16 protein-coding genes and 2 pseudogenes are annotated in these 24745 nt (G+C 61.2%); 10 read left to right on the forward strand and 8 right to left on the reverse strand.

Going from position 1 to position 24745, the window contains the following annotated elements; translation table 11 throughout:
• Positions 1-165 precede the first annotated feature (165 nt).
• A complete protein-coding gene (locus PCJ49_RS24255) occupies positions 166-1566 on the reverse strand; it encodes an aldehyde dehydrogenase family protein (RefSeq protein WP_269913249.1) in 1401 nt (466 codons plus the stop codon).
• Positions 1567-1820: 254 nt separating this feature from the next.
• On the opposite strand from PCJ49_RS24255, the gene PCJ49_RS24260 reads away from it, so the two are divergent.
• From PCJ49_RS24260 to PCJ49_RS24270, 3 genes are read left to right on the forward strand one after another with little or no spacing between them, the layout of a single operon-like run.
• Positions 1821-2600, forward strand: coding sequence for an SDR family NAD(P)-dependent oxidoreductase (locus tag PCJ49_RS24260; RefSeq protein ID WP_269913250.1), 780 nt, complete (start codon positions 1821-1823; stop codon positions 2598-2600).
• Between the two features lie 41 nt (positions 2601-2641).
• Positions 2642-4180: an acyl-CoA synthetase gene (locus PCJ49_RS24265; RefSeq protein WP_269913251.1), complete on the forward strand. Its 1539-nt coding sequence runs from the start codon at positions 2642-2644 to the stop codon at positions 4178-4180.
• A gap of 46 nt (positions 4181-4226) precedes the next feature.
• The gene (locus tag PCJ49_RS24270; RefSeq protein ID WP_269913252.1) at positions 4227-5207 is read left to right on the forward strand and encodes an enoyl-CoA hydratase-related protein; all 981 of its coding nucleotides are present in this window, start codon (positions 4227-4229) and stop codon (positions 5205-5207) included.
• A gap of 125 nt (positions 5208-5332) precedes the next feature.
• Here PCJ49_RS24270 and PCJ49_RS24275 read toward each other — a convergent pair whose 3' ends face one another.
• The gene (locus PCJ49_RS24275) at positions 5333-6466 is read right to left on the reverse strand and encodes a CaiB/BaiF CoA-transferase family protein (RefSeq protein WP_269913253.1); all 1134 of its coding nucleotides are present in this window, start codon (positions 6464-6466) and stop codon (positions 5333-5335) included.
• Positions 6467-6537: 71 nt separating this feature from the next.
• Complete coding sequence (locus tag PCJ49_RS24280; protein WP_347710448.1) at positions 6538-7725, reverse strand: acetyl-CoA C-acetyltransferase; 1188 nt, start codon at positions 7723-7725, stop codon at positions 6538-6540.
• A gap of 151 nt (positions 7726-7876) precedes the next feature.
• Here PCJ49_RS24280 and PCJ49_RS24285 point away from each other — a divergent pair, with 151 nt between their 5' ends.
• The 6 genes and pseudogenes from PCJ49_RS24285 (at position 7877) to PCJ49_RS24310 (ending at position 14594) form a co-directional block, all read left to right on the forward strand.
• Complete coding sequence (locus PCJ49_RS24285) at positions 7877-8545, forward strand: nitroreductase (RefSeq protein ID WP_269913255.1); 669 nt, start codon at positions 7877-7879, stop codon at positions 8543-8545.
• A 79-nt stretch (positions 8546-8624) separates the two neighbouring features.
• A complete protein-coding gene (locus PCJ49_RS24290; protein ID WP_269913256.1) occupies positions 8625-9293 on the forward strand; it encodes a TetR family transcriptional regulator in 669 nt (222 codons plus the stop codon).
• 72 nt (positions 9294-9365) lie between these two features.
• Positions 9366-9683 (forward strand): 2Fe-2S iron-sulfur cluster-binding protein, encoded by a 318-nt coding sequence (locus PCJ49_RS24295; RefSeq protein ID WP_269913257.1) that lies wholly within the window; start codon positions 9366-9368, stop codon positions 9681-9683.
• A gap of 111 nt (positions 9684-9794) precedes the next feature.
• Positions 9795-10099: pseudogene (locus PCJ49_RS24300) on the forward strand (transposase); the annotation flags it as partial.
• Positions 10100-10228: 129 nt separating this feature from the next.
• Entirely contained in the window at positions 10229-13084 is a 2856-nt protein-coding gene (locus tag PCJ49_RS24305) for a DUF3578 domain-containing protein (RefSeq protein ID WP_269913264.1), read from the forward strand.
• The gene (locus tag PCJ49_RS24310; protein WP_269913258.1) at positions 13062-14594 is read left to right on the forward strand and encodes a DUF2357 domain-containing protein; all 1533 of its coding nucleotides are present in this window, start codon (positions 13062-13064) and stop codon (positions 14592-14594) included. Before PCJ49_RS24305 ends, PCJ49_RS24310 begins: the two co-directional genes overlap by 23 nt.
• 2 nt (positions 14595-14596) lie before the next feature.
• Here the strand turns inward: PCJ49_RS24310 and PCJ49_RS24315 are convergent, their stop codons facing one another.
• The 5 genes from PCJ49_RS24315 to hsdR form a co-directional block, all read right to left on the reverse strand.
• Complete coding sequence (locus tag PCJ49_RS24315) at positions 14597-15544, reverse strand: DUF5655 domain-containing protein (RefSeq protein ID WP_269913259.1); 948 nt, start codon at positions 15542-15544, stop codon at positions 14597-14599.
• A complete protein-coding gene (locus PCJ49_RS24320) occupies positions 15537-15956 on the reverse strand; it encodes a hypothetical protein (protein ID WP_269913260.1) in 420 nt (139 codons plus the stop codon). Before PCJ49_RS24320 ends, PCJ49_RS24315 begins: the two co-directional genes overlap by 8 nt.
• 2 nt (positions 15957-15958) lie before the next feature.
• Positions 15959-17371: a restriction endonuclease subunit S gene (locus tag PCJ49_RS24325; RefSeq protein WP_269913261.1), complete on the reverse strand. Its 1413-nt coding sequence runs from the start codon at positions 17369-17371 to the stop codon at positions 15959-15961.
• Positions 17368-18816 carry a class I SAM-dependent DNA methyltransferase gene (locus PCJ49_RS24330; RefSeq protein ID WP_269913262.1) on the reverse strand — a complete coding sequence of 483 codons (1449 nt, stop codon included), beginning with the start codon at positions 18814-18816 and terminating at the stop codon, positions 17368-17370. The genes PCJ49_RS24325 and PCJ49_RS24330 overlap by 4 nt, the downstream gene beginning before the upstream one ends.
• A 67-nt stretch (positions 18817-18883) precedes the next feature.
• A complete protein-coding gene (hsdR, locus tag PCJ49_RS24335; protein ID WP_269913263.1) occupies positions 18884-22393 on the reverse strand; it encodes a type I restriction-modification system endonuclease in 3510 nt (1169 codons plus the stop codon).
• 419 nt (positions 22394-22812) lie between these two features.
• On the opposite strand from hsdR, the pseudogene PCJ49_RS24340 reads away from it, so the two are divergent.
• Positions 22813-24130 (forward strand): annotated as a pseudogene (locus PCJ49_RS24340) (IS1380 family transposase).
• The last annotated feature ends 615 nt before the right edge of the window (positions 24131-24745 follow it).

Genomic DNA, 24745 nt, shown 5'->3' on the forward strand with positions numbered 1-24745 from the left:
GAACAAGCGACGCGATCGTCACCATCTCAAGTTCCGTCTGTTGGGGCGTCTGGGGCTTAAGCATAAACACAGTGAATCAAAAACCCCCGCCATAGGCGAGGGCTTTGTCAGCAGTCTGAGGCCCGGTCTGCACCGGGCCTTTTTTACATCGCGTTGTTGACCCGATCACGCTGCGTTGCGCTTGATCGAAATAGTCTGAGGCACCGTGTATTCCAAGATACCCGACAGCCCGTTTTCTACACCCACGCCCGATTGTTTATGCCCGCCGAACGGTGTCCAAGGCATGATATAGGGGGGTTGGTTGATCCAGACTGTACCCGTATCCAGTCGTGCCGCAATCTCTGCCGCTTTGGCCTCATCCGCCGACCAGACAGCACCGCCCAACCCATATTCTGAGGCATTGGCCCGCGCCACGACATCATCAATATCAGTAAATTTCAACAGGGGCAGAACAGGACCGAAGGCCTCTTCCTGCACCACCCGACTGTCCTCCGGCGGGTTATCCACCAGGGTGACGGGCACAAAATTACCGGGACCGTCCGGCACCTCACCGCCGGTCAGGAAGCGCAGGCCGCTTTGCCGGGCGTCCGCGATCAGGTCTCTGACGCGGTTGAACTGCACCCGATTCTGGATAGGCCCCAGGGCAACCTCCAGGTCAAAGCCATTTCCGACCTTGTGACTGTTGGCGCAATCGACAAGGGCCGCCGCCATCTGGTCATAGATATCGGCATGGATATACAGGCGCTTTGTGGCCACACAAATCTGCCCGCTATTGCCGAAGGCCGACCAGAAAAGCTGAGGCGCCACCGTGGCCACATCCACATCGGGCAGCACGATCGCCGCATCATTGCCGCCCAGCTCCAACGTCAGCCGCTTCAGGTTGGCGGCAGCACTTTCCATCACGCGTCTGCCCGTGGCGGTGGAGCCGGTAAAACTGATCTTGTCGATACCGGGATGCGCGGTCATCCAAGGGCCCAGAGCATCCCCGCCGGATACGACATTGAACACGCCCGGCGGCAGGTGGTCCCGCACCAGTTCCGCCAGTTTCAGCATGCAGAGCGGGGTGAAGGGTGATGGTTTGATCACCACCGTATTGCCAGTCAGCAGAGCCGGGGCAATCTTCCAGATACCGAGCAGGATGGGGAAGTTCCACGGAACGATCCCCCCGACCACGCCGATGGGGACATAGCGGGTTTCCGACCGCCGCTCGGGCGTGTCTTCATTCACCTCCACCGGGATATCCTGGTTGGCAATGGTCTGACACCAGAAGGCCGCCCCCAGAATCTCCTCATAAACCTTTGCCAACGGACGGCCCTGTTCGCTGGTGAACAGGCGTGCGAAGGCATCTGCATGGGTGGACAGAACTTCCCCGACGCGGGCCACCGCCGCGCGACGTTCAGCGATGGGTGTAGCGCGCCAGCCGGGAAAGGCCCGGCGAGCAGCAGCCACAGCCGCGTCCAACTGTTCAATCGTACAGTCAGGCGCACACCCCACGAGGTCCCCCGTTGCGGGGTTGATCACGTCAATGGTCGCCAGCGTTTCGGCGGCCCGACCATTTATGGTCATGCTGTATGAGGGTTCAAACAGGCTCAAACGTCGCCTCCCTTATGTCTGATTTCGCGGCCGGCTCTCCTGGCCGAATTCGCATATATTAATTGCCCATTTAATTTACGCCGTCAATATCGCGAAAAAGCAAATCTTCATTGACCGATTAATGAATGCCTGTTACCCACAACAGCAAGAAGCCGACATGATGGGTCCGATGCCGGCAGGCCTAATCACCAGCCGCACGCCACCCAAGGAAGCAGGAGAGAAATCGCATGAGGATCAACGGGGTTGCAGCCATTGTCACGGGTGGGGCCAGCGGGTTAGGCGAGGCAACGGCCCGCACCCTGGCAGCACAAGGCGCCAAGGTCTGCGTGTTCGACTTGAACGATGAACAGGGGCAGCAAGTGGCGGCGGAAATCGGCGGCATCTTCTGCAAAGTGGATGTCACAAACGATTCCAGTGTCGATGCCGGCTTCGCCGCCGCACGCGCCGCCCATGGCCAGGAACGGATTTTGGTAAACTGTGCCGGTACCGGCAACGCCATCAAAACCGCCAGCCGGGACCGCAAGACGGGTGAAATCTCGCATTTCCCCATCGCTGCCTTTGAAAAGATCATCATGATCAATCTCATCGGCACTTTCCGGTGTGTCGCAAAGTCGGCGGCGGGCATGCTGACGCTGGAGATGCTGGAGCATGGTGAACGTGGCGTGATCATCAATACTGCCAGCGTCGCGGCCGAGGATGGGCAGATCGGTCAGGCGGCCTATGCCGCATCCAAAGGCGGCGTCGTCAGCATGACCCTCCCCATCGCCCGTGATTTGTCCAATGACGGCATCCGCATCAATGCCATCCTGCCGGGCATCTTTGACACGCCCCTGCTGAAGGCCGCGCCGCAACCGGTACTGGATGCATTGGCGGCACAGGTCCCCTTCCCCCGGCGGCTTGGCATTCCCGCCGAGTTTGCCAGCTTGGCTGCGGAAATTGTGCGTAACAGCTATATCAATGGCGAGGATATTCGCCTCGATGGCGCCATTCGAATGGCCCCACGCTAACAAAGTATCGGGTTGGAACGTTCAAGAGCGAGTGCAGCAAAATGCATCCGTCCATCCATAGCCAGACCAAGCCTAACCATCCGGCCATGATCCTGTTGCCGGAGCGGCGCATCGTCACCTATGCCGAGTTGGATCAACGGTCCAACCAGGGGGCACAGTTGTTTCGCGCGCTGGGCCTTGTGGCGGGCGACACCGTCGCCCTTTGCCTGGAAAATTGCCCGGAATTTTTTGAGGTTTGCTACGCGGCCCAACGCGCGGGCCTCTATTTCGTCGCGGTTTCCACCAAGCTGAATGGCGACGAAATCCGCTATATCCTAAGCGACAGCCGGGCGCGTCTGCTGATTGCATCGGCATCACTGACCAATCTGGTGCCGACAGCGACGCTGGAGGCGTTGGGCATCATCGGCTATGTGGTGGGGGGCTCTGTTCCAGGCTGGCGGGATTTCGTCGCTGAACGCGAGGCACAGCCCGCCTTCCGCATCGCGGATGAGGAAGCAGGCTATGAGATGCTTTATTCATCCGGGACCACCGGACGCCCCAAGGGCATCAAGCCAAGAGCCGCGCGCGGACAGCCCATTGACGCGCCGACCAGCATCACCATGGTTTCCACCAAACTCTATGGCGTCACGGGCGACAGCGTCTTTCTGAACCCCGCCCCGCTGTACCATGCTGCGCCATTGCGGTTCTGCATGGCGATGCTGCAGTTGGGGGCCACTGTGATCATTCTGGGCAAGTTCGACCCGGAAGCCACGCTGGCCGCGATCCAGCGCTACCGCGTGACCATCGCGCAGTTCGTGCCAACTCATTTCATTCGTATGCTGAAGCTGCCAGATGATGTGCGGGCAAGTTACGATGTATCGTCGCTGGCTTGTGTATTCCACGCGGCGGCCCCCTGTCCGATCCCCGTCAAGCAAGCAATGATGGATTGGTTCGGGCCCATCATTCACGAATATTACAGCGGGTCAGAGAATAACGGCGGCACCTTCATCGGGCCACAGGAATGGCTGACCCATAAAGGGTCGGTGGGCCGCCCAATTATGCACCAGGTCCATATTTGCGATCCGGAAGGCAATCTCTTACCACCGCGCCGCGAGGGGCTGGTCTATTTCTCCGGCGGCGAAACCTTCGAGTATCACAATGATCCCGCCAAGACAGCAGAAGCCGGACACCCGCAGGGCAAACCCTGGACAACATTGGGCGATATCGGTTGGGTAGATGAGGAAGGATATCTCTACCTGACCGACCGCAAGAGCTTCATGATCATTTCGGGCGGCGTGAATATCTATCCGCAGGAGATCGAGAATATTCTGGTCACCCACCCCAAGGTCGCCGACGTCGCCGTAATCGGCGCCCCGGACGAGGAGATGGGAGAGAAGGTGGTCGCCGTCATCCAGCCCACCGATTGGAACGAGGCCGACGAGGCGCTGGCTGCGGAACTGATTGCCTTTGTGCGCAGCCAGTTGAGCCATGTGAAGGCCCCCCGCCAGATCGACTTCATGCAGCAACTACCTCGGATGGACACGGGCAAACTCTATAAGCGCCTGATCCGAGACCAGTACTGGGCCAAGGCGTCCGGTTAACGCTCAAAAGTCGGGGGGGGTGGAGATGAGTTCGGACAAGCCGCGTATGGCCAAGTGGTCTCCGCCTTATAGTGGAGAGAATGTTGAGCGCCCTGCCTTTGACCTGATCGAGGTTGAAAAGGACGGGGCCATCGGGCGGATCATCCTGAACAGTCCGGAAAAACGCAATCCACTGGGCTATCACCGCCTGATGCAGATTGAGATGGCGGCGAAGGAGATGGAGTTGGATGATGATATCCGCGTCATCATCATCAAGGGCCAAGGACCCAGCTTCTGCGCCGGCTATGACATCACCCCGACGCCCGACGGGGTGTTGAAGCGCAATATGCCGGAAAATGGCTATATCCATCCTGATCGGGATGTGGTCTGGCAGTCCTATGATCTGGAACATTACCGCGTCTATCGGACTCTGTTTGACCTGCAAAAACCGGTGATCGCCCAAATCCAGGGCCATTGTCTGGCGGGCGGTACGGAACTGGCGGCCTTCTGCGACCTGCGCATCGTGGCGGACGATGCAAAGATTGGCTGGCCGGTCGGACGACACTGGTCACCGGGCAATCTGCAATATGCGCCTTGGCTGATGGGCATGACCCGGGCGAAATACTATATGCTCACCTGCGAACCGATCAGCGGCAAACAGGCCGCCGAATGGGCCTGGGCATCCGAATCCGTTCCCCCGGCAGAGCTTGAGGCGCGGACCGAGGAAATCGCTCGCAAAATCGCTCTGACGCCAACCGATATGGCGATGCTCACCAAACGGTCCATCAACCGGCAGTTTGAGCTGATGGGCTTCAAGACCGGGATTGAACAGAGCGTGGATTATCTGGCCCTGGCCCTTCTACGCCCATCCATGGCGCGGGAGGATGAGTTCCTGAACCGGGCCTACCGTGACGGGCTGAAATCCGCGCTGAACTGGCGGGAAGAAAAGTACGATAATTCGTATCGTGAAAAGACCGATACGGCCGATGCACCGGCCGAACAGCCGCCAGCGCCCGCATCGGCGGGACCGCGCTATTCCGGGGGATGATCGGCGACAAGCCGTGTTGACCCGCTCCCTAAAACATCACCGTTTATAAGTAGAGTCCTCTGGTTGGTTATGGGGTTGAGGGACACTCTGGACCGGGGCTAAACCGGTCCGGGATTGTCAGACCATTAGCCAATGATGCCCGCGTCACGTAGCGCCGCGACCCTGGCATCGTCATAGCCGATACCCGCCAGGATGGTTGACGCCTGGCTCTGCAAAGGACGCGGTGGGGCCGGCGGCGTATGGGAAAAGCGGGGGGCGGGCGCTGGTTGTGTGACGCCATCAATGGCAATGAAGGCGCCCCTTGCGCGGTTATGGGGATGGTCCACCGCCTCTGCCATCGACAGCACCGGTGCGAAACAGATGTCGTGACCTTCCAGTAACTGACACCATTCCTGGCGCGTGCGTTGCCTGATGATGGTGACCAGACGCTGTTTCATCCGTGGCCAGTGGGCCGGGTCCATTTGATGCGTAAAGTCGGGATCATCCGTCAGACCAAGAGCACACAATAAATTGCCGTAAAAGACCGGTTCGATGGACCCCAAACTGATATAGCCGCCATCGGCGGTTTCGTAGGTGTCATAAAAAGGGGCACCGCCATCCAGCAGGTTCACGCCGCGCTGATCCTGCCACATGCCTTGGGCGCGGAAGGACCAAATCATCGACATCAGCAAGGCGCTGCCATCGGTCATGGCGCAATCCACCACCTGACCTTGCCCCGTGGCGCGGGCATGTAGCAGCGCCGCCACCATGCCAAAGGCCAGGACCATGCCGCCGCCGCCGAAATCACCGACCAGATTGATGGGCGGTGTCGGCTTATCCCCCGCCCGCCCCAGGGCATGCAACGTTCCGGACAAAGCGATATAGTTGATGTCGTGCCCCGCCTCCCTGGCATAAGGGCCGTCCTGTCCCCACCCTGTCATCCGGCCATAGACCAGCTTTGGATTGTCAGACAGCAACAGATCCGGCCCCAGCCCCCGCCGCTCCATGACACCAGGCCGGAAACCTTCGACCAGCCCATCTGCGGATCGGCACAGATCACGGATCACCGCAACCCCGTCGGGTGAGGTCATGTCAACCGACAGGGTTCGGCGGGAACGCAACAGCACATTGGCAGCATCGCCCGGTGTGCGCTCCCCCGGCGGCATCCGTTCGACACGAATAACATCTGCCCCATGGTCGGCCAGCATCATGCAGGCAAAGGGACCCGGCCCGATGCCGGCCATTTCAATGATGCGCAGACCTTGCAGCGGCCCTGTCATTCTGAAATGTCCTCCCCCTCGCCGATCCAGAAAATCATGAGCCTTGATGGTATCCGTGATGAGATCAAGGGTCAGAGCGCCTCCACGATCGTGACATTGGCAACGCCACCGCCCTCGCACATGGTTTGCAAGCCATAACGGCCCCCACGGGCGCGCAAAGCATGCACCAGCGTCGTCATCAGCTTAGCCCCAGAACCGCCCAGCGGGTGGCCAAGGGCAATAGCGCCGCCATTGACATTGAGGCCGGCCGGGTCCGCGCCGACATGCCGTGCCCAGGCCATCGGAATAGAGGCGAAGGCCTCATTCACCTCGAACAATGCGATGTCATTAATCGAAAGACCCGCCCGTTTCAGGGCACGATCCGTTGCATAGAGCGGTTCCTCCAGCATGAGAACCGGATCACCCGCTGTAACCGTCAGGTTGTGGATACGGGCAAGGGGTGTCAAGGCATGATCGCGCAATGCCTGCGCGGAGACAACCAGCACCGCTGCCGCCCCATCACAGATCTGGCTGGCATTAGCGGCAGTGATAACCCCTCCCTCCCGCAGCAATTTGACCGACCCGATCCCCTCCAGCGTCGCATCATGGCGGATGCCTTCGTCCTGAACATGGGTCTGCGGCCCGTCCGGGGTTTGCACGGGGACAGCCACAATCTCCCGCTCAAAGGCCCCAGATGCAGTCGCGGCACTGGCCCGGCGGTGGCTTTCCAGGGCAAACCGGTCCAGATCCTCTCTGCTAAAGCCGTTCTTGCGGGCGATCTGTTCCGCGCCCTCAAACTGACTAAACAGGATGCCCGGGTAACGGTTTAGCAGCCCAGGGCTCATTGGGCTGCCTGGTGTGGGAATTGTGGCCCATTGGCCGGTCGATCCCATGGGTACGCGCGACATGCTTTCCACACCAGCCGCGATCACCATATCCTGCGTGCCGGAAAGTACGGCCTGGGCTGCAAAATGGATCGCCTGCTGCGATGATCCGCATTGCCGGTCAATGGTGACGGCGGGCACAGATTGCGGCAAACGCGACGCAAGGACAGCATTGCGACCCAAATGTAACCCCTGCTCCCCTGTCTGGGTGACACAGCCCATGATGACATCATCAATGGCTGTGGGATCAACACCGGACCGGTCCAACACCGCATTCAGCACATGGGCGGCCAGATCAACCGGGTGCCAACCCGACAGGCGGCCATTACGGCGACCACCAGCGGTCCGCACCGCCTCTACGATATACGCTTCTGCCATTCTGGATTCTCCTGGCATTTCGGCCGTCAGTCACGACAAACGCCGATCAACAGATTTTACTCAATCACTTAATTTAAGTTCAGACCAATCAGCACGTCAATGGCAAGATTGCCTCAGCAAGGCTGCGATGCTTTAATCGACAAATTAATTCCAACGGGCAGCAAAAATCATGAAAATCGACGATGCGTTAACAAACCGGCGCTCAATCCGCGCCTTCCTTGACCGCCCGGTCCCCATGGAATTGCTGCACACCCTGCTGGCAACAGCGGCGCGTGCGCCATCAGGGGGGAATTTGCAGCCCTGGCAGATATGGGTTGTCACTGGCAATGCGCGACAAAGACTTGTTGACGCCGTCGTGGCACGGATTGATGCTGGCACGCCCCCTGAGCCAGAATATAATATCTACCCACCCAACCTTTCATCCCCCTACAAGCAACGCCGCTTTGCAGTGGGCGAGGCGATGTATGAACGATTGGGCATCACGCGAATGGACAAGCCGGCCCGTCGCGCGTGGTTCGAACGGAACTTCCGTTTCTTTGGCGCTCCGGTTGGCCTGTTCTGCTTTGTTGACCGCCAGATGGGACCCCCGCAATGGGCCGATCTTGGCATGTATCTGCAAAGCCTGATGCTGCTGCTTGCGGCACAGGGCCTGGGCAGTTGCGCACAGGAAAGCTGGGCCCTTTACGGGCCAACGGTACGGCAGGCGTTGGGGATTGGCGACCATTTGATGCTGTACAGTGGCCTGGCCGTTGGCTATCCGGACATGGCGGCACCCGTAAATGGGTTGGTCACCGACCGCCTGCCGGTCCATGACTTCGTGACGTTTCTTGATTGTTGACGCCGCAGCGGCAACATTGCAGGCCCTGCAGGGGTATTGTATAACTGATCAATGATTTTACGGTGAGAATCTTGACATCATGGCTTCAAAAGTTTCTGTCGCTTCCGACAATCCGATGACAGAGCCACCCCAGACCCGTGGCTTGGCACGCGATCTGCTCCTGGCGGCGGCGAGCGACATTATGCGGGAACGGGATTCGCTGGAACTGTCGCTTAGCGATATTGCCAACCGTGCGGGCGTTAACTCCGCGCTGGTCAAATATTACTTTGGCAACAAACACGGATTGCTTCTGGCCCTGCTTGAACGCGATCTGGCCATTGCGATTGAACAGTTGCAGGGCCTGGTCAGGATGAGCATTTCGCCCACACGGAAGATGCGGGCGCATCTTTCAGGCGTGGTGAAGATCTATTTCCAGTTTCCCTATCTGAACCGGCTCAGCGTAGAGTTGCTGCGCGATGCCGATATCAAGGTAGCGCAACGTATCGCTGACCGATTTCTGCGTCCCATCTATGATGCCTATACCCAGATGATCAACGAAGGCGTAGCGGCTGGGGAATTTCAGTATGTCGATCCAAAGCTGTTCTATTTCATGGTTATTGGCGCCTGTGACCAGATCTTCACGGCCCGCTTCGTCCTGAAATATGTGCATGGGGAGGAAATGGTAATCGATGACAAACTTCGTAGGACCTATGCTGACCATGTCACCCTGCTCATCATGGAGGGGCTGAAGGCGCCGGTTCTCCCCTGAAGCTTTAGCCTGGAGTTCTGTTATTTAATCAATTAAAGTTTCGTCATCCTATCTACACCTGAGGATCCCCACATGACCAAGATCACGGTGACGACGCGCGATGGCCGGGAGCGGCAACTGGACGCAGCCATTGGCAATAGCCTGATGGAAGCGCTGCGCGATGGCGACGTTGACGAATTGCTAGCCCTGTGTGGCGGCTGCTGTTCCTGCGCCACCTGCCATGTGCATATTGACCCGGCGCAGGTGCACTTGACAGGACCGATGGGGGCAGACGAGTCCGACTTGTTGAGCGGATCTGACCACAGACAGGAAAACTCTCGCCTTTCCTGTCAGGTCAAGATCACGCAAGCCATGGATGGTCTGCGCGTTACCATCGCACCGGAGGATTGAGTAGAAATGGAAAGCCCGGCAGACCAGATGGCCGCCGGGCTCCACTTGTAAGCCGCTCACGCTAGAGACTGAACCGCGCCGGGACTGTCGGCGGCTCCAACTCCTGAGAGGATGGAGCTACGAAGTGCCGAGACAACGAACAAATTTTCAGCTGAGGTCCGCGAGCGGGCTGTTCGGCTGGTGCTGGATCACGAGAAGGATCACCCGTCGCGATGGGCGGCGGTGTCATCCGTGGCATCCAAGATCGGCTGTTTGGCACATACGGCACGAACGAATGGGTCAGATGAGCCGAGGTTGAAAGCGGCAGCCGTGCCGGTATTCCGCTGAATGTGCTGGAGAAGCTGAAGGCGCAGAAACGGGAGATCCGGGAACTGCGCCAGGCGAATGAAATCCTGCGCAAGGCGTCGGCATATTTCGCGATATCGCAATGGAAAGCCACGGTATTCTTGCGCCGCCCAGCCCTCATTGCCAGCCCAACCGCATCTTGTATCGATGGGGCAATCCCGCGTAGCTTCGTCCATTCAAGGTGGAGCCAAGGGTCAAGCATGTCATTCGAGATTCAAGGTCAGCTTGCAGCGCTGCTCGCCGATTACCTCACTGCCCGACAAAGCGCCCCCTTCCCCGGCGATTTCCGGCAACGGTTCGACAAGCTGGAACAAGCTTTCTCACAACTACCGGCCCTGCAGTCCAGGCCCACCTTGTTGGTCCGTGCGGGCTTCGGCGTGGGACGATGGGCAAAGGTTCCCTGGTTGGTCATCCTGGACCCCAGAGAAACGACCACACCGCAGCAGGGTGTGGCGGTTGCGCTCAATTTCCGGCAGGACATGGCGGGCATAACGCTAAGCTTGAACCAGGGCACCGCGCGAGATCTGGCGGAAAAAGGGCGCAAGGAAGCACGAGCCGCATGGCGGTCGCGGGCCAACCACGCGCGGACGCTGATCGGTGACTTGGCATCCGTCGGCTTCCGGCTGGATGGGGATATCAGTCTGGGCCAGGATGACGGCCATACTGCCGGCGATCTGGCGGCCCGGACCATTGCTTGGGCCGCCTTTCCGGTCGACGCGCTTCCTGACGACACAACGCTGAACCGGTTGCTGGACGCTTTGCTGGTTGGATACGAACGTTGGGTTGCGGATCAGAACAAAGGGCATCCTGGGCCGGCCTTCGAAACCGGTGCCTTGCAGGAGATGCGGCAGCGGTTTCTGTCACATATGACCGGCTTTCTGACCTTCACCGACAGCAGCGGGACCTACCGGCAGCAGGAACGGGACTATAAGACGCAGTTGGCGGCGATCTTCCAGACTGAACTACTGCCGCTGCTAACGGCACCGGCGGAAGATGCCACCCAGGCAGAGGCGACCATCCAGGCCCTGCACCATTTACTGACCAGGCGCAAGGTCGGGAACCCGCCCGCTATCCAGAACCTGCTATCCTGGCGCGCAACAGAGCATCTGGGACGGCTGCGCGGGGCCGAGGCATTGGAGGCCGCCCACCTGTTCCGCGACCTTCTCTCTGGCACCGGCGACACACCCACCCGGGTGGAACGGTTCAACGCCGGCTATGTCGCCATCCTGGCCCGCCATATGCCATCCGGTACGCAAGGTGTCAGCCGCAGCCTGCCGACCCTGCTGCTGATGCTGGCCGATCCGGCGCATGAGATTTTCGTGCGCACCACCTTGTTCAACGATGTCGCTCGGCAGTTGGGATGCCCGCGCCCGTTGAGCGACGAGCATCTGAATGCAGGCGATTATCAGGCTTGCCTGCGCTTGGCGTCCGGTATCCGGACATGCCTTGAGGAGTGGGGCTGGCAACCGGAGGACATGATCGACGTTCAGAGTTTTCTCTGGGTGGCGGCATCGGGTGCCTATACGGAGGCGCCGCTGGATGCCTTTGATGACGCCACCGACCCACAATCCGAACGGCGCATCTTCAAGATCGCACCCGGTGAGCAGGCGCGGTTCTGGCCGGAGTGCCGGAAAGAGGGGATGATCTGCATCGGTTGGGACAAGGTCGGTGACCTGCGCGATTACCCCGCCGATGGTCTGGAAGAACTGAAACAGGTTCTGCGGGCGGCCTATCCCGAAGATTACACCGGTTCCGGGGCCAGGCGGGCCACGGGGACGCGAAAGGCCAAGGAGATCTGGCACTTCCGCAACCTGCAACCGGGCGACATTGTCCTGGCTACCCGCGGCGCCAGCGAGATTCTGGCCATGGGGGAGGTGGTGGAGCCGGGATACAGCTTCGACCCCAGCCGCACCGAGTATCAGCACACGGTCGCCGTACGCTGGAATGACAAGTATCGCCGCGACCTGACGGACAGGCTGCCACCCGGCGTGCGGGCCACCTGGATGAACTGTGCGCTATCTCCCGTTGATCGCGTCCTCTATGCCGCTATTTTGGGTGAAAGACCGATACCCGACAGCATTGTCCTGCCGAGTGATATTGATGACGAGGACACGCAAGTCCCCGACAATTTCTATATCGAGCCGACTTTCACCGACACGGTGGCCGCCATCGCGGCGAAGAAGCTGAAGCTGCCGGAACGGTTGCTGCGCCGCTATCACGTGGCGCTGAAAACGCGAGGCTTTGTCATCCTGGCCGGCGTGTCGGGCACGGGCAAGACCTGGCTGGCAGAGGCCTATGCCCAGGCGGTGGCAGCCGAATATCTGGTGGTGCCGGTCGCACCCAACTGGACCAGCCGGGAAGACCTGCTGGGTTATGTCAGCCCGACCAGTGGTGAGTATCAGCATACGGCATTCAGCCGCTTCCTGATCCGCGCGGCCAAGGCCCATGAACAGGCGGCGGACAAGACATCTATCCGCCCCTTCCATGTGATCCTGGATGAGATGAACCTGGCCCGTGCCGAACATTACTTCGCCGATTTCCTGTCGGTCCTGGAACAGCGCAACCGGGACGGAAAGGCAACCCTGAGCCTGGGCGATTCCCAGGTGAGCCTGTTTGGCAATCTGGTCTTCATCGGCACCGTCAATATGGACGAGACGACCCACGGCTTTGCCCACAAGGTCTATGACCGCGCCCAGCTCATTGAGGTGACGCTGGACCGGGACATGCTGGCCGCCCATGTGGCGGAGCAGGAATATGCCGATACCCTGCTGTCGCTTTGGGACGCACTGGGTCCGGTCGCCCCCTTCGCCCTGCGTACGGCCGATGATATCGCCGCCTATGTACGCCGCGCCACGGCCCTGGGTGCCACATGGCAGGAGGCGTTTGACGAGGCGGTACTGCAAAAGCTGCTGCCCCGCATCCGGGGCTTTGATCCCGCCTTGGCGGCGCTGTTGCAGACGCTGGCAACCCTGACCCAGCACGATTTCCCCCTGAGCCACGCGAAGATCGAGCAGATGCGGAAGGGTTTGCGCGATGGTGTCGTCTCCTTCTTCTGAGCTGACATTCCTGGGGCTGGACGGCGTGGCCCGCGCGGGACGGGAATGGACGGCACTGCTGCTGCACCTGCCCTGCCGTGCGGCGGAATGGGAGGGGCTGGGCGTCGCCGTGAACGGGGTGTCGTTGCCGGTGCAATTGCGCCGGTTCGGCAGCCTGACCCGCGTGGTTTGCGACTGGCCGCCCAGCGCCGCCGGAACCTATGAGATCACCATCACCGGACTGGCCGCAGGCACGGCCAAACATCGGCTGTTCATTCCGCCCGCCAAACTGTCGACAGCGCAGCTTTCCACCCTGCTGACCGATCTGGATGAACGGCTGCCCCATGCGTTGGTGGCCAGCCTGCGCCGGGGCGGCGCACTTGCCGGTCTGGTCGGCAACCAGCCGCCAAACCCGACGGGCGCGGCGGCGGAGCTGGAGCGGCTTCGCGCCATTGTGGACGGCGATCGGGGGCTGGCCCGCCTGCTGTGCCGGATCGCGCAGGACCCGCATCAACAATTGCGCGAGGTGCTGTGGGACATGCCGACGGCGCGGGCGCGACGCATCGGCCCCCGGCAATTGCGCGAAGCCCTTTACCGCGACCACAAGCCTGATGATGACGGCATCCCCCTGCGCATTCAGGACCGGCGGGTGGAAACGACCTGCGACGTGCCGGAAAACCGGCTTCTGCGCCATCTGCATGACATGGTGGCCCGGCGGCTGGTCCGCCTGTCGCTGCGTCTTCCCCCGGAGGAAGAGCGTTGTAAGGCCCTGATCCAGACCCTGGCGGATGCACGCCGTCGGGCCCGGTTCCTGGAGGGGGTGGGGCCGTTGGCGCATCCGCCAACGCAGATCAGCCAAGTGATGATCCACCGGCCCGATTATGCGCAGGTCCTGTCGCTGTGGCGGCAACTGACCGACGGGTTGACGGTGCAACTGGCCGACAGCGTCCTGGATACGGGGCTGAAGGATGTACCAGCCCTTTACGAGCTGTGGGGGTGCCTGTCCACCATCCAGACCGTGGTTGATGCGGCATTGGAACAGGGGTTCCAGGTGGTGGCACAGGATCTTGTCCGCCCCGTGCCGGGGTGCCTGCTGGTGGCGCTGTCGCCCAGCGGGGGCAGTGCCGTGGCCCTGGCCCATGCCGACGGGCGGCGCATCGATCTGGCCCAACAACGCCCCTTCACCGACCGGGGCCTATGGCAGAGCGTCAGTTTCACGCAAAAGCCCGATCTGGTGCTGGAATTGTCCGCCCCCGGCACCCTGCCCCGCCTGATGATCTTTGATCCGAAATACAAGCGGGATGATGGCAACGGGCCACAGAAGGCGGATATCGACAAAATGCACGCCTATCGTGACGCCATCATCCATGCCGATGGCGGCCGCATCGTGCGCCATGCCGCCATCCTCTATCCCGGTCCTACCCGTTTCTTTGGCCCCGGCCTGTCGGCCATCGGTGCCCTGCCGGGGGAGGATGCGGCCCTGGCGGATGGCATCCGCCGCCTGCTGGCCGATCACCTGTTCGGGGCGTGACCTCACCCCCCTTCATAGGCACGCTGGATCAGGGGTTCGGCTTTGCGCAGATCATCCAGGCTGGATAAGGTCACCTCCACATCGCCGGTGCCATAATGGCCGACGGCGCGCACATCGCGGGTGAAGCCGGGTTCCAGCGCCACACTGTCGGGGTTCAGTTTCAGATACAGAACCGTTGTGCCATGGCTGGGAAACGCCTCCAGGCAGCAGAAATTGCGCAGGCGTTTGAAGGCGATGTAATACATCAGCTCCTTCACCTGCACATCATCACCCAGCGCCAGCAGATGGGTCCGCACCGCCTCATACAGGTCCGCCGCCGGCGGAGACAGTTTGGCGATGCGATAGGCGATGCTCCTCGCCGCCCCTGCCCCAGCCGCCCCCGGTGCCGTTTCCGTCGGCGTGGGGGCGACGGTACCAGCGGCAGCGGCGGGGGACGGTAACGCGGCCTGCGTGGCATTGACCAGTTCCAGCAGCAACAGGTCATCGCCATAATGGCGATAGCGGATCAGTTCGATATTGCGGTTGATCTGCTTCACCGCATGTTCGTCATAGCGGGTGAAGTCCCCGGCGATGCACAGCAGGCGCGGGCCCGACCAGTCCACCGCCTTGGCGGCGTCCGCCCCCAGCTTTTCCATCACCAGCCACTGGAATTCCTTGCGGTGATCCAACAGCCATTCCAGATAGAACAGGCCCTGGTTGATGACATTCTCATTCAGCGCCCGCTTATACTCGATGATCACCGGGCAGCCATTCTCATCCAGGCCCAGCGTATCAATCCGCCCGCCATGCACCTTGCCCGTGCTGTACTCCGACGCCAGGAACCGCACGCCCAGCAAGCCTTCCAGGTTCGCCTCGAACAGCACCTGCAGCGACTTCTCCACCTGCGCCGCCTTGGCGGTCAGTTCCGTGGGGCCGGTGGGGGAGAGGCGGAAGAGTTTCAGGTCAGGCATGGGCTGGCTCGAATTCCGCCTCCGGCTCCATGTCAAGTTCCGGCAGAATGAAGCCAAGGCGCTTCAGCCGGGACCGAATCCCCCCTTCTGTCCGTTCAAATCGGCCGGCCAGGGTGGGGATATCCATGCCGTCCTGCCAAAGGCTGGATAGTTCAGCATCCAGCACCTTGTTCCAAGGGGCACCGGCCTTGGCGGGCAGGTCGGCGCGGCGCTGTTTGGCCTGTTGTTTGCCCGCCTCGTCCAAGGTCTGGATAATTTCCGCCAGGGCCGTCCATTCGCTGCGCGTCAGGGTGATGACGGGGCCGCCCGGCACCCGCAATTCCGCCACCGCCCCATCATCCGGCATCAACAGGGCAAAACCCTTGCCCTTCACATCCCATTCGACAATCTGCCGACGAACCACAGCCACCATCGTCACGCTTCCTTTCTGGCACGACCGCGTTTTGGTTTCTCCCCCCGCTCCGCCCGGATACGCGCCAGCAGCACCGACGCCGGTTCATCCGCCGGGTCCTGGGGGACCAGTTCACCCCGGAAGGCTTTGGCGAGGATGGATTGGGTTAGGGTGGTGTGTTGGGACGAGAGGGACTTGACAGTCTCCTCCGCCTTATCACAAGCACCCAGGGCAATCCTCAGTACACGAGCTATCTCGTCCTGCTGAGTGCGTGGAGGAAGCAGTATTGGTAAGTTCAACAACGCTGCTTGGGTTAACTTGGCTCGCCCCGTCGTTCCAGTAAGATAAGGTATAACATCATATCGCATGAGAGTGTAGAGCAGCCACTCTTGATTTATTCCCGATTTTGCTTTTATAATATGGGCATGGTTGTTCACCCAGAATTTTCCTTCCACAGCATATGCGATTGGCTTTACACGACCATAAAATGTTTCATCTTCAGTAACTAGTATATAAGATCCATCAAAAATATAGTTGTTTATCCAGCCAACTTGACCGTTGGCGCCGTAATATGGAAAATCACCAGATAGTTTTTCCCTTTCAGATTTGCTAACCGGGACACGGAGTCTGTCATAGCACTCAACAATGCTGGAAAGCGGAACACAATTCCACCCTTCAGGAGCCACCCAACCCTTGGGGATTGAACTATTCTCACCGCGTCCGTCGCCATTTGATCTCTTTTTACCAATGACTTGATCGATGTCTGAGATATTTTCTATTGCATGGTCATTGTCTTTTCCCCGCCAATCCGCCGTCAAATCGCCCCGGAAGGCGGCGGCGAGGAGGGATTGGCGGTAGCGGTCGAGCAGGGGGGGCAGGGCGTCCAAAGCCGCCTTGGCCCGCGCACCCTTGGCCAACAACGCCTCTATCCGCTCCACGATCCGATGTTGTTCGGGCAGCGGTGGGAGGGGGATACTTGTAAGACTCAGATTCGATTGACTAACGGTTTTCTGCCCGGCACTGGAAACAAAGGAGGATTCGATGTGTCGGCGCGCAGAGCGTGTTCTGAAATAATATGAAATATATTTTCCGTTCACTTCGGAGTCTTTGAGCTTAATGCGTATAAAATGATCACAAAATGCACATTCCTCGTCGGAATCAAAAAATATCAAACGCCCAACAATGTCAGATGATCCGTTTACGCGTATACAAACCAAGTCGCCTTTATTGAGTCTATAAAGCTCTCCATCTTTAAGTGACATCCCAAGTTGACGGGTGTCATTGAGATTAAAAGCATACCCCTCAACATCTGCAAGACGCAGCACGACCATGGATCGCTCACCGACACCACCTCGCCCGGTAAAGCCATTCTGCGCTGAATGGATCAACTCACCAAAGGTCGCCTCAACCCACCCCGGCGGCAATTCCCGGCTCATACCCCCGCCCCCACGCTCTCCGGTTCCAGCAGGGCGGCCAGTTCTTCCATCTCCTCCAGGGCGGTGCGCAACTGGTCGATGATCTCGGCGGCCAGGGCTTCGGGTGGGGGCAGGTCTTCGGCCCCGCTGCCTTCCTCGCGCAGCCAGGTGATGTCCAGATTGTCGCCGCGCGCCGCGATCTGGTCGCGGGTGAAGGGGCGGAAGCGGCCGCCCTCCCCCTGATCCACGCGCGGCGACTGGCCATGCGGATCGGGGCCATAGGCGGATTCGAACTCTGCAAAATGCGCGCGGGTCAGGGGGCGGGTCTTGCCAAACGGCGGCTGACCCGTGCGCATGTCATAAATCCAGGTGGTCTTTGTATTGCCCCGATCGCTGCGGCCACGGGTGAAGAACAGCACATTGGTCTTCACCCCCTGGGCATAGAAAATGCCGGTGGGCAGGCGCAGAATGGTATGCAGGTCGCATTTTTCCATCAGGTCGCGGCGCACATCGCGGCCCACCCCATCCTCAAACAACACATTATCGGGCAGCACCACGGCGGCGCGCCCGCCGGGCTTCAGCCCGCGATAGATATGCTGCAAGAAACAAAGCTGTTTATTGCTGGTGGGAAAGGTCAGGTCGTCGCGCGTGGGCAGGCCCCCGCCCTTCTTGGTGCCAAAGGGCGGGTTGGTCAGGATCAGGTCGGCGCGTTCCAGCGCCGATCCATCGGGCGACAGGGCATCGCCCACATGCACCGGCCCTTCAATCCCATGCAGGATCAGGTTCATCAAGCCCAGGCGCTGTGCATCCTGCACCAGTTCCAGCCCCTGAAAGGCGCGCACCCGCTGAAAATACTGCATGGATTCGGGCAGGGTGAACAGATCATCCGTCTGGCCCTTGATATACCGGTCGGCGGCAATCAGAAAGCCGCCGGTGCCCGCGGCGGGGTCCTGCACCACCTCCCCCGCCTGGGGCCGCATCAGCGCCACCATGCTGTCGATCAGGCAACGCGGGGTGAAATATTGCCCGGCCCCGGACTTCTTCTCCTCCGCGTTCTTCTGCAACAACCCTTCATACAGATCGCCCAGCCCCTCTGTGCGGGCGGAGTACCAGTCCAGCCCATCCAGATTGTCCACAAGCGTTTTCAGGTTGGTCGGGCGTTTCAGGAAGGTCTGCGCATTGGCATAAATCTCCTGCACCCGCTCACTGCCCTCCGACCCCAGCCGGATCAGCATCTGCCGGTAGAAATTAAGCTGCTCCGTCCCCGTCTGCCGCTTCAGGTCCGCCCAGCGCAGGCCGGGCGGAATGTTGGGCGCATGTTTCCCCTCCTCCGCCCCCGTCTCCTCCGCCATTTTCAGGAACAGCAGATAGGTCAGCTCCGTCACATACTGGTGGTACGTGATGCCGTCGTCGCGCAGGACATTGCACAGGTTCCAGAGCTTGGAGACGATGTCGTTCGTATTCATGCGATGATCCAGGCCCGCAGGCCGTTAACGAAGAAAAGAGGATAACAGGAGCCGTTCGACCAGGCCGTCATGAGGCCTGTGTCCAGATGCGGTCCGTGATTGATTGCATCGTTCGCTCCAACTCCCCCTCAAACACCCGGTCCAACCGCGCGAACCCGCCGCCCATGGCCCTGAACTGACCCGCGTCCAGGCTCTCGCGGTCTACCACCACTTCCTGCTTCATTTGAAGGCCAATCCGTTCCAGCCATTGCCGCTGGACCGACGTCCACGCCCGTTCCGCCAGGATCGCCGCCAGCGCCCGGTCCACCCGCATCTCATAGGGGATCAGCGGGTCGCCCAGTGCGGCCTGACGGATATAGCCGATGATGCCGGCGGCGACATCGACATGGCGGGCATCGCGGAAGGCGGCGCGCAGGTCGGCTTCCTTGAAGCCCTTTTCCTCCAGCAGCAGGCGGATTTCCCGCAACTGCGCCCGGGTCAGGTCGCGCGGGCGTTGGGCGATGATGGTCAGGGCCGGGATGGTGTTGATCTGGGTCTTCAGAAAATTCTCAAACGCCGACAGGTAATCCTCCGGCCGGGTGAAGCCGGGGCCATAGCCCTGGGCCAGGCCCAGATAGGTGTCTTCATGGTCCGACACGGGCAGGCGCACCGGCCCCATCTCCCCCGCCCGGTCCAGCCAGTCGATCAGCGGGGTCAGGTTGGTCAGCATACAAGCCGCCTCCACCGGCGTGGCGTGGCGCAGACGGTCCAGCAGGTCGGTGGGCGACAGGCCGCCGGCCAGATGGCAGAACCGTTCGGCACGGGCATCCTCCCGTTGATAACGGTGGCGGTGGCGCTGCATCTTGGCGACGATCTGATCCAGCAGATAGCGGGCCTTTTCGGCGCGGTGGGTGGCTTCGGGGTCGGCTGCCGGGGCGGTTGCGGCATCGGGCGGCGGGCCGCTGTCATAGGCGTCCCCCTCCTCCGCCATGCCGCCGGTTTCCGGCGGCGCGGGTGGCGGCAGGCCCACGGTTTCGGTCAATTCTTCCAGCAACTGCCCAAACCGGATGGTCGGGTTGGCCACCACGGGCTTGACCGCGCTGACCGCCTGCATCTGGGCATAGATGCCGACGGCATCAAAGATGCGGAACGCGGTCTTGCCAATCTCTGGACACAGGCGCGTGGCGCGGCCCACCATCTGTTCATACAGGATACGGCTGGATACCCGGCGCACGAAGACCAGGTTCACAATCTCCGGCACGTCGATGCCCGTGGTCAGCAGGTCCACCGTCACCACAATGCTGGGCAGCCGTTCATTCTTGAAGGCGCGGATGCGCTGGCTGGGCCGGTCCACCGACCCGGTGATCTTCTCCACCGCCGCTTCCTCCAGCGCGCCATAACGGGCGCGCATGGCCGTGCGGATTTCATCGGCCAGGATATCGGCATGTTGGTCGGTGGCGGCAAAGACCAGGGTCTTGCCGGGCAGTGCGGGGTCGATCTGTTCGGCCAACGCCGCCGCCACAGCGGCGTTATAGGGGCGGGTGATGACCTGGCGGTTGAACTGCTCCACCTCAAAACCCAGATCGTCGGGCAGTTCATGGTCGGTCAGGGTGCCCGCCACCCGGTCGAACAGGGGGACGGTGTCGCCCGCCTGCCAATGGATGCCGGTATTGCGCAACTGCGTCAGCACCTGCTGCGGCGGGGCATGGTCCACCAGCCAGCCATCGATCACCGCCTCCTGCAAGCCATAGCGGAAGACGGGGGCGCCAAAGATTTCCGTGGTGTGCAGGGCGGGCGTGGCCGTCAGGCCGATGCGAACGGCATCGAAACGATCCAGAACGGCCTTGTATTTGGACCGGTAATCATTCTCGTTCCGGAATGAAAGCTCCGCATCCGTCGCCTCCCGGTCCAGCAGATAGCCGCGATGGCATTCATCCACGATGATGCAATCATATTGGTCCACCGGCGGCGGGCTGCTGCCATCGGGGGCGAACATGATGCGTTTCACCATGGCCTGCACCGTGGCGATATGCACCTTGGTGCTGGCGTCGGGCAGGGTGTCGCCGATGGCCTTCACCTCAAAAATATCGGCGAAGGGCTGCATCTGCACAATGCGGGTATCGCGGAAGGCACCCTCCGCCTGTTCGCCCAAGGCCGTGCGGTCCACCAGGAACAGGATGCGGCGGAAGCGGTTGGCGGCCAACAGCCGGTACAGCATGGCTATACAGGTCTTGGTCTTGCCCGTGCCGGTGGCCATGGCAACCAGCAGGCTGCGCCGCCCCGCCGCCAGGTTGCGCTCCACCGCCTGAATGGCCCGCACCTGATAATCCCGCAGGCCGAAATTATAGGTGAAACTCTGGCGCGCCAAATCTCCCTGTGCCGCCGCCACATCCATGGATGCCAGGTCCAGCAGGCCCTGCGGGCTGTACCAGCCTTCCAACGGGCGGGCCGCATTATCCGCCCGCCGCGCATCGCGGAACCAGATGCCGCTGGCGGTGCGCAGTTGCGGCAGATAGGCCCGGCCGTTGGTGGCGAACAGGAACGGGATCTGATGCCCGTCCCAGGGGCCGCCGGTGACCGGCACCTCCTCCCCCTGCACCCGATAATGGAGGCTGTAGCGCGCTGCCTGAACCAGGGCACCGGGGACATCGGAGGCCCGGCGCTTGGCCTCCACCACGGCCAACGGCGTCAGGCCCGCGAACAGCACATAATCGGCGGGGCCGTCCGCCGTCGGCCATTCGGCAATGGCGCGGTTGGCCCCACGCACGGGACGGGCACCGGCAGCATGGGTCAGGCTGGCGGTATCCACCTCCCACCCTGCCTCGGCCAGTTGCGCGTCGATCAGCTTGCGGGTTTCAAACTCATCCAGCGACAGTTCGCGGGCCGCCGCCTCCGCTGCCTCGGCCAGGGCCGGGGTGTCGGCGGTAGGGGCTGCTGCCTGCAGGGCCTGCGCCTGTTCCAGCGCGGCTTGCCGCCCAGCCTCCGCCTCCGCCGCCAGGGCGGCCAGTTGCGCACGCGCTTCTTCTGCCGCCTGGGCGCGTTCCTCGGCACTTAAGCGGGCTTGCGCGGCGGCTTCTGCTTCGGCCTGCGCCTTTTCGGCGGTGCTGCGGCTGGCCGCCACCTCTGCCCGCAACCGCTCCAGTTCCCGCTGCAAGGCGGCGGTTTCGGCGCGCGGGTCAGGCGGCGGGACAAAGGGACCGGGCTGGAACGCGCGATCACCCAGGGAGCGGTGAAACCAAATGGCCAGTTGATGCGCGATCTTCAGGTGGGCCAGCGCCTGCTGATGGTCGCCATCCAGGGCGTGGACGGCGGCATTACCGGCCCGACGCAACTGATGAAACAGGTCTGCAACCTGCCGGGGCAGCACGCCCCGGTCAGCCAGACGCCGCAGCCGCTCCACCTGCGGCTCCTCGGTTGTCCCCAGGATACGGACGCGTGCCGCCAGCAGCTGGGCCATCAGCTCCCCGAACTGCCGCAACTTGACCAGCGTCGTGGACGGATCCTCCACGAAATTCCGCTCCGCCACGGTACCCAGCCGCACCAACTGTGCCGAATGCACAGCCAGAAAGGCGAAATTGGGGGACCTGGGATCAGTCAAGGCGGCGGGTACCGAACGCTGTTGGTTGGATAAGGATGATGCCGCAATTGCCAGCAGACGTGCAAGGAGGCAAACCCAGCACCGATAAATTGCAGATGCCGCACGTTTCCCCTGCCCAACGTCAACCACCAAGGGGTAAGATGCCACGATTAGCTTTATCTAGTTAGAATCGGATCAGAGGCCGGGGTGTTTTCGTGGTTAGCGTCATTCCATGTGGCGGTTGGAGGTTATCAATTCGGTTTTGTAGGGATTGTTGTTCTGCTTTTTTGTTCATTTTCTTACTCTTCTATGCAGCACCTGCTGTTTGGTCGCTCGTCCCGGATTTGTCACCGGTTGCCGGCATTTTTCCGGATTCATGTTTATAACAAGTAATTACCATTATCTTGGGGCGGTTGCGAATTTACAGGGTGTTTTTCGGGATGCGGTTTGCGGATCATGGTCGGCGGGTGGTCATGGGTGCGTTTGACGGGGGAGAAATCACGTCGGATGCGGGCGGCTTGCTGCTGCGTGAGGTGGCCTGTCGGCTGAATTTGTTTGAGCGGATGGCGGCCTGCTTCGAGGACCGACGCAACCGTAAGCAGGTGACGCATGCGCTGCCCGATCTGCTGGCGCAGCGGGTCATTGCCATGGCGCTGGGATACGAGGACCTCAACGATCACGACCGGATGCGCAACGATCCGCTGCTGAAGGTGACGGCGGCACCCAGGTCGCGGATAGCGGGTGGCGCGCCGCTGCCGGCGCTGGCCGGGAGTTCGACGCTGGGTCAGCTGGAGCGGCGTTTCGAGGAGGCCGACCGGCGTTATCACAAATTCACCGCACAGCCGTCGCGTCTGCAGGATCTGTATGTCGAATCGCTGCTTTCTGCCGCTTTATATTTACTGTGGCCCGCATCTGCTGCTCTCCAAACTGCGCCCCGGCAATGTGGACGGTGCCGAAGAGGCCAAGGCGGCCATCAAGCGGGTGGTGGGCAACATCCGCCGCCACTGGCCCAAGGTCGGCATTCTGGTGCGCGGGGATTCCGGGTTCGCGCGCACCAACCTGATGAACTGGTGCGAGGCCAACGGCGTCGATTATATTTTCGGCCTGCCGCGCAACGAGTATCTGCTGCATAAGGCCCGCAAGATCCGCTCACGCGCGGCGATGGCATTCCTGGCCACGGGCGAAGCGGCGGAAGCCTTCGGCCATTTCCATCACCAGACCCGCTCGGGCAGTTGGACCCGGCCCCGCCACGTGATCGCCAAGGTGTTGCACCGGTCGGGGACGGAACAAAGCTGCCGGTTTCTGGTCACCTCCCTGGACTGGAACGCGCCTGCCGTCATCGAGGCCCTGGCCCAAGCCCGTGATGCCGCGGAAAATCAGGGGGATAAGCCGCCGCGCGACCGGCTGGCCCGGACGATCTACGCGGCGCTGTACTGCCCGCGCGGCGATATGGAGAACCGGATCAAGGACTGCCAGCTTGATCTTTTCGGATACCGGGCCTCGGCCCATGCCTTCAAAACCAACCAGACCCGGCTGATCCTGGCCGGGTTCGCCTATGTGCTGATGACGCAACTGCGGCTGATGGCGTTGCAAGCCACCGACCTGGCCAAGGCCGCTCCCCATACCATCCGGCAGAAGCTGCTGAAAATCGGTGCCCGGGTGATCACCTCGGTACGGCGGATCCGGATTTCCATGCCCGACGCCTGCCCTGTCCAGCACATCTTCTTCACCGCCTGGCGCGCCCTGGCCTCCCCGTGACCTCCTCCCCTGCCGCCGACGAACGAAAACCTGCCGCCTGATCCAAGGGCCTGATCGGCATGATGAGACACGCCCGCTCGTAACAAGATTTACATCCTTTGATTGCCATTCGGCGCGATTATGTCGAGGCTGGATTTCGTCCCGGTTTTGCGCGAAGCCCTGACCCGAAAAATCGTACCCCCAACCCGGCACCGGAGGCCAAATGCGACCGTTTTTCAGGCAAAAAAATTCCCGTGACGAATCCGGGTTAATGGTGGCCTGGGCGTTTCGCGCCAGCGGCGGGTGCTATCCTACATCGACGCCCATCTCCAGGACGATCTGACCTTGGAGCGACTGGCTGCGGAAATTGATCTCAGCCCTGACCATTTTGGCCGTGCCTTCCGAGCCAGCCTGGGTGTGTCCCCACTACGATATATCGCCCAGCGGCGATTGCAACGTGCCAAGGCGCTGCTGCTTGATCCAGGCAATGTTGACCTGCTCCCCAAGACATCACCGTTTATAAGCAGAGACCTCTGGTTTGGTATTGGGGTTGAGTGACGTTCAGGACCGGGGGCATGCCCCCGGTCCTGAACGTTGCGAACTGGGCGGGTGACATCCCGCCCAGGGTGGAATGAG

The sequence above is a fragment of the Niveispirillum sp. BGYR6 genome (assembly GCF_027568365.1).
In the GTDB taxonomy this organism is placed as follows: domain Bacteria; phylum Pseudomonadota; class Alphaproteobacteria; order Azospirillales; family Azospirillaceae; genus Niveispirillum.